This is a genomic window from Draconibacterium sp., assembly GCF_041583095.1.
GTDB lineage: Bacteria > Bacteroidota > Bacteroidia > Bacteroidales > Prolixibacteraceae > Draconibacterium.
Map to the genome: position 1 here is coordinate 1 of NZ_JBFHGM010000241.1, position 7,766 is coordinate 7,766.

Sequence of the window (7,766 nt, forward strand, 5' to 3'; positions counted from 1 at the left end):
ACATTTCTGACTTATATTCGTTTTATTTGCGACTGATTAACAAGAATCGTTTATGTATTTAGAAAAGGAAAAACCGGCAACAAAGAACCAAATATCTGCAAAAGAAGCACTTCAGGATTACTACATTGCGCGATTAAGTCGTGAGTTAAGTATAATGGGGCGCCGCGAGGTACATAACGGACGTGCGCACTTTGGTATTTTTGGCGATGGAAAAGAAATTGCCCAGATTGCTTACGCCAAGAATTTCAAAAAAGGCGACTGGCGCTCGGGGTATTACCGCGACCAGACCTTTATGCTGGCACTGGGTTTGCTGAAACCGGAAGAGTTTTTTGCCATGATTTACGGCGATACCGATGATGAAATAAATCCCTCTACCGGAGGACGAAATTTCAATAATCACTTTAGCACAAGAAATATTAGTGGTTCGGGAGAAATAAAAGATCTTGCTGATCAGTATAATTCAGCTTCCGATATTTCATCAACAGGAGGTCAGATGCCCCGATTGCTGGGGCTGGCACAAGCCAGTAAAATGGTTCGGCAACAACCCGAATTAAAAAAGCAGCTAAACAACAATGTTACCGGCAACGAAGTGGCATTTGGCAGTATTGGGGATGCCAGCACAAGCGAAGGAATTTTCTTTGAAACGATAAACGCAGCCGGAGTGCTGCAGGTTCCGCTTGCCATTGCAGTTTACGATGATGGTTTTGGAATTAGCGTGCCAATTGAACTGCAAACTACAAAATCGAGCATTTCGGAAGCGCTGAAAGGTTTTGCCAAAGAAAAGGGCAGCAACGGTGTTGACATTTATAAATGTAAAGGCTGGAGTTATCCGGAGTTGATAAAAACATTTAAAGAAGGAATCGACAATTGCCGGAAAAATCAAACACCGGTGGTATTTCATATCGACGAAGTTACACAGCCACAGGGGCACTCTACTTCGGGATCGCACGAGCGATACAAAACAAAAGAACGCCTGGAGTGGGAAAAAGAATACGACGGCATTAACCAAATGCGCAAATGGATGCTCGAATCAGGAATTGCTGACGAAGTTATGTTGGATGAGATTGAAAAATCAGCACAAAAACGAGCTAAAGAGGCCCGCAAAAAAGCATGGAACAATTATACCGAAGGTTACCGGAATGAGCGAACTGAGTTGATCAAAATTCTGAAAAGAATAGATAAACGAAGTGAATTGCAAAGTTTACGTCGCTTTGAAAAAGTTACTGATAAAATTTTCCCAACCCGAAGATCGCACCTTAGTTTCGCCAAAAGACTAAAACTCGAACTTCATACCATGCCGGAGCTGGAAGATGAACGCGACATTCTGAAAGAATGGATCAGTCGTTTTGAAGAACGTACCGCCGGTTTTTATAATGGAGAATTATACCGCACCGGAGCTGACGCTGCGCTAAATGTAAAAGAAGTGGCAGTAGAATACGATGAGAACTCTGCCGACGTAAACGGATCGGTGGTGGTAAATAAAAACTTTGATGCCCTGTTTAACAAATACCCCAACCTGGTAACTTTTGGTGAAGACACCGGAAAACTGGGCGATGTAAACCAGGGGATGAAAGGTATGCAGGAAAAATACGGTAAAGTTCGTGTTGACGATGCCGGTATCCGTGAAGCAACAATAATCGGACAGGGAATTGGTTTGGCGATGCGTGGCTTCCGCCCGATTGCCGAAATTCAATACCTCGACTACCTGATTTATGCACAGTCGCAGTTAAGCGACGATTTGGCCACTTTGCAATACCGCACCAAAGGCCGGCAGGCTGCACCGTTGATTGTGCGTACGCGTGGTCACCAGCTACAGGGAATATGGCATGCCGGATCGCCTATGCAAATGCTACTGGGATCGATGCGTGGCATGTACCTTTGTGTTCCCCGCAACCTGACACAAGCTGCAGGTTTTTACAATACCTTGCTTGAAGGTAACGACCCGGCGCTGGTTATTGAGCCGCTAAAAGGTTATAACGTAAAGGAAAAATTGCCGGCCAACCATGGCGAATACAAAGTGCCGCTTGGCGTACCGGAAATTATGCAGGAAGGAACAGACGTAACCGTTGTTACTTACGCATGGAACGTACATCATGCAGTGAAAGCAGCCAAACTGTTGCAGGATTTTAAAGGTATTTCCATCGAGGTGGTCGATGTGCAAACATTAATGCCTTTTGATGTAAATCATATCATTCTGGAATCCATCAAAAAAACAGGAAAAGTTATTTTTATGGACGAAGATGTGCCGGGTGGAGGAACGGCTTATATGATGCAAAAAGTTATCGAGGAACAAAAAGCGTTTGATTATTTAGACACCGCACCGCGAACACTTTCGGCACAGGAACACCGCCCCGCCTATGGTATTGACGGCGAGTATTTCTCAAAACCAAACGTAGAGTTGCTTTTCAAAAATGTATATGAAATGATGCACGAGGTGGAACCTGATCGTTTCCCGGAGCTATAAAAATTTAACTTCTAACCATTTCGTTATATGACAAGATTCACCCCCACGTTTCAAAATTTAATTAATTTTGCGGCATCGGGATTATACTGATATTTTTCCGTATTTTATAATTGCATACCTAATTCAACAAAATGAACCGTATTGTTTTAATTGTAAACGCATTTTTTGCGTTAATCATCTTATCGTGCTCGCAGGCACCAAAAAATGAAGATTTTTCAGCTTATGTAGATCCGTATATCGGCAGCGATTATCACGGACATGTTTTTGTAGGAGCCAACGTACCTTTTGGTGCCGTTCAGCTAGGACCGAACAATGCACAGGAAACCTGGGACTGGTGCTCGGGCTATCATTATTCCGATTCGGTACTGATCGGATTTGCGCATACACACTTGAGTGGAACAGGTATTGGCGATCTTGGTGATTTGCTTTTTATGCCCGTTTCAGATGACTTTAATTACGAACAAGCATCAAATGAAGCCTATCCTTGGAGAGCCCTTTACACGCACGACAACGAACAGGTTAGCCCCGGATATTACTCCATTAATATTGATAAATACGATGTTCAGGCTGAACTAACTGCCACCGAACGTGTAGGTTTTCACCGATACAATTTTAACGCTTCGGGCAATTCGAAATTAATTATCGACCTTGCTTACGGAACAGGCTGGGATGCACTTACCAAAGCCGATCTTCAGCAGGAAGGCGACAACAGCATTAGCGGATTTCGCTATTCAAAAGGATGGGCAGCAGACCAAAAAATTTATTTCCATACCGAATTTTCGAAACCCATTAAAACACTGGAAATAATACGCCAAAACGACAAAGGAATTAACACCGTTGAAATTAAATTTGAAGGGAACGGTGAATTGCTAGTAAAAACGGCAATTTCTCCGGTTAGTATCGAAGGCGCAAAAAACAACATGAATACCGAATTGGCCGAGTGGGATTTTGAAGCCACAAAAGCAGAAGCCCGCACCAAATGGAATACCGAGTTGGGCAAAATAAAAATTGGAGATACTGATCCATCAACAAAAACTACTTTTTACACCGCATTGTATCATACTATGATTGCACCATCGTTGTTCGATGATGTTAACGGCGATTACCGCGGAGCCGATGGTAAAAACTATAACGATCCGGGTTTCGATACCTACACCACTTTTTCGTTGTGGGATACCTACCGCGCAGCGCATCCGCTGTTTACACTGGTGCACCAGGATCGTGTTGACGATATGGTAAATACAATGCTTGCAATTTACGATCAGCAGGGCAAACTTCCGGTGTGGCACCTGCATGGCAACGAAACCAACACCATGGTGGGCAACCACGCCATTCCGGTAATTGCTGACGCTTTACTGAAAGGATACACCGGTTTTGATGCCGAGAAAGCTTTTGAGGCCGTAAAATCGACCATGCTGATGGATGAGCGTGGACTGAATTTTATAAAAGAGAAAGGTTACATTCCGGCTGATTCAACAGTTGAATCGGTTGCAATGGCGCTGGAATATGCCATCGACGACTGGTGTGTGGCGGCTATGGCAAAAAAACTGGGAAAAACTGAAGACTTTGAATTATTTTCCAAACGAGCAAAATATTACGAAAACTATTTCAATAAGGAAACCGGTTTTATGCGAGGACGAATAGCTGACGATAACTGGCGTACTCCTTTTAACCCGGTACACTCGGAGCACCGTGCCGATGATTTCTGCGAAGGAAATGCCTGGCAATACACCTGGCTGGTTCCTCATGATATTAATGGATTAATTGGTCTTTTCGAAAGCGAAACTGCTTTTACAAAAAAACTGGATGAGCTTTTTACTACAGAAGAAACCTTAAATGAAGGCGCATCAAGCGACATTTCGGGTTTAATCGGTATGTACGCACACGGAAATGAACCGGGTCATCACATTCCTTATATGTATGCGTTTGCAGGTCAGCAATGGAAAACGGCAGAAAAGGTAAATTTCATTATGAATGAAATGTATACCGACCAACCCGACGGATTATGCGGAAACGAAGACTGCGGACAAATGTCGGCGTGGTATGTGCTCTCATCAATGGGATTCTACCCGGTTAATCCGGCCAATGGTGTTTACGTATTCGGCAGTCCGCTTTTTGAATCGGCCACCATTGAATTACCGGGCGAGAAAACATTTCAGGTAAAGGCTAATAATCTGAACAAAACGAATATCTACATCAATTCAGTTAGGTTAAACGGTGAGCCATACACAAAAAGCTACATTACACATGCTGATGTTGTTAGGGGTGGTGTACTGGAATTTACGATGGCTGCAGAACCAAATAAAGAATTTGGGCATGCTGCAGGCAGTCGTCCAAAATCGGGCTATGAATAGTATGTTTGAACAAAATAATTATATTTTTGCGCCTGATTTATACCTATACAACAACTTAATAAACTCACTACATGAAGTATTTTTTATTGTTTTGCCTTTGCGCAATTCTATTTAGCTGCACATCAAAGGTCAGCACGCCACCAACAACTACGCCCACAAAACTGGTGGACATGGTAAACCCGTTAATGGGTACCGATTCGGAATTTAAACTATCAAACGGAAATACCTACCCTGCCATTGCACGTCCGTGGGGAATGAATTTCTGGACACCGCAAACCGGCCGCATGGGTGATGGCTGGGGTTACACCTACGATTCGTACAAAATCCAGGGATTTAAACAAACACATCAGCCAAGTCCGTGGATTAACGATTACGCAGCGTTCTCGCTGATGCCGGTTACCGGCGAACTGAAATTTAAAGGCGCGGAACGTGCATCATGGTTTTCGCACAAAGCCGAAGTGGCCCAACCGCACTACTACAAAGTGTACCTGGCCGATTACGACGTTACTACCGAGTTCACCCCTACTGACCGTGCAGTATCGTTCCGTTTTACATTTCCGGAGAACGACAATTCGTACATTCTTTTGGATGCTTTTGATGGCGGATCGATGGTGAAGATTATTCCTGAAGAACGCAAAATAATTGGTTACTGCCAGAACAATCACGGCGGTGTACCTGCCAATTTCAAAAATTATTTTGTGGCCGTTTTCGATAAAGATTTCGAGGTGGTAAAAACCTGGAAAGACGACAATTTGCACGAAACTACCGAAGCCCAAAGTTTTCACGTTGGTGGTATCGTTGGTTTCAAAACAAAAAAAGGTGAAGAAGTGAATGTAAAACTGGCTTCATCGTTTATCAGTGCTGAACAAGCTGAATTGAACCTGAGCAGAGAGATTGGCGACAAATCGTTCGAAACGATTAAAGCCGAAGGCGAACAGATCTGGGAAAAAGAACTAGGCCGGATTAAAGTTGAAGGTGGCAGCGAAGCCGAACAAAAAACCTTTTACTCGTGCCTGTACCGCACCTTACTTTTCCCGCGTAAATTTTACGAATTTGATGCCGATAACAATATTGTACACTACAGCCCGTACAACGGCGAAGTATTACCGGGCTACATGTTTACCGACAATGGTTTCTGGGACACTTTCCGTGCCGTATTCCCATTCTTTACATTAATGTATCCTGATCTTAACAGCCAGATCATGGAAGGACTCGTTAATACTTACAAAGAGAGTGGCTGGCTGCCTGAATGGGCAAGTCCTGGTCACCGTGGATGTATGATCGGCTCGAACTCGGCATCATTGATTGCCGACTCGTACCTAAAAGGAATTCGTGGTTACGACATTGAAACTTTGTACGAAGCCATGATTAAAAACACCAACGGATATATGGAGCAGATTCATTCTGTTGGCCGTTATGGTGCAGATTATTACAACGAGCTGGGTTATGTGCCCTACAACGTTGGCATTAACGAAAATACTGCCCGTACGCTGGAATATGCTTATGCGGATTACTGCATTTGGAAACTGGCGCAGGAACTGGGAAAACCACAGGAAGAGATTGATTTGTTTAAACAGCGTGCCCGCAATTTCCACAATGTTTACGATCCGGAAAGCAAACTGATGCGCGGTAAAAACGAAGATGGTACTTTCCAGTCGCCATTTAGCCCTTACAAATGGGGCGATGCTTTTACCGAAGGAAACAGCTGGCATTACACCTGGAGCGTTTTCCAGGACATTGAAGGCCTGAAACAACTGATGGGTGGCAACGATGAGTTTGTGGCTATGCTCGACTCTGTATTTGTTGTTCCACCTATTTTCGACGATTCATATTATGGCGGTACTATTCACGAAATTCGTGAAATGCAGATTGCCGGAATGGGTAACTATGCACACGGTAACCAGCCAATTCAGCATATGATATACCTGTACAATTATTCCGATCAGCCCTGGAAAACACAGGCGCATGTTCGCGAAGTACTGACAAAACTGTACTCGTACCAGGCTGATGGTTATTGTGGCGACGAAGACAATGGCCAGACTTCGGCATGGTATGTTTTCAGTTCAATGGGATTCTATCCTGTTTGTCCGGGAACCGACGAGTATGTGTTGGGATCGCCACTGTTCAACAAAATTACGCTTACGCTTGAAAACGGTAATGAGTTTGTTATCGATGCAACGAACAACTCAAAGGAAAACGTTTATGTAAACGATGTGGTACTGAACGGTGAGTCTTACAACAAAAACTTCCTGAAACACGCCACTATTCAAAATGGCGGTGAGCTAGTTTTTGACATGGCCAGCCAGCCAAACAAATCGCGTGGAACGGAAACAAGCAGTTTCCCCTACTCCATGACTTTTGACGAAAAATAAAACACCAATATTTTCCCGGATGTAGTTTTTTACTACTCCGGGAAAATCTATTATGGTATCTTTTGCATAAAGTATTGTTTATTCAATATCGTGTCCCTTTAACCGCTAGCCCTATCCGGCATCATTTCTTGCGATATACACAAAACAAACAGCGACAGATCAAAGCTTCTTAAAAACCTATTAACCTGAATAAACTGATAATAAATTCGAACTTGAAAACAAACAAAAAGTAAACACCTGTTAAACTTCTTTTTATTACGATAAACTGCTGACATAGGGCTATTTAACAGCAATATAACTTCTGCAAAACCTAACAGATTGCATCCCTATGCTACGAGAAGGCCAATTACAGGAGTGTTTTCTTATAAAAAAACTTAGTAAAGATTGGTATTTATTAAAAAAATTTCATCTTTACGTCACCTGTCAACTATAATTTTATGAAACGGAGTAGTGATAAGGATATAAACAATTTATGGCAATCCTTTCAGACAGGCAATAGTGACAGTTTTACTGCCATTTACAATATCTATATATATCAGTTGATTGCTTATGGCTCAAAACTGTGTCCGGATCAGC

General features: G+C 43.0%; 3 protein-coding genes. All 3 read left to right on the plus strand.

Annotated elements, in window-relative coordinates:
- Window positions 1-52: 52 nt before the first annotated feature.
- The 3 genes from ABZB17_RS17765 (at window position 53) to ABZB17_RS17775 (ending at window position 7,190) form a co-directional block, all read left to right on the plus strand.
- A complete protein-coding gene (locus ABZB17_RS17765) occupies window positions 53-2,464 on the plus strand; it encodes a thiamine pyrophosphate-dependent enzyme (RefSeq protein WP_372652114.1) in 2,412 nt (803 codons plus the stop codon).
- Between the two features lie 131 nt (window positions 2,465-2,595).
- A complete protein-coding gene (locus tag ABZB17_RS17770) occupies window positions 2,596-4,818 on the plus strand; it encodes a GH92 family glycosyl hydrolase (protein ID WP_372652115.1) in 2,223 nt (740 codons plus the stop codon).
- A 71-nt stretch (window positions 4,819-4,889) separates the two neighbouring features.
- Entirely contained in the window at window positions 4,890-7,190 is a 2,301-nt protein-coding gene (locus tag ABZB17_RS17775; RefSeq protein ID WP_372652116.1) for a GH92 family glycosyl hydrolase, read from the plus strand.
- Window positions 7,191-7,766 lie beyond the last annotated feature (576 nt).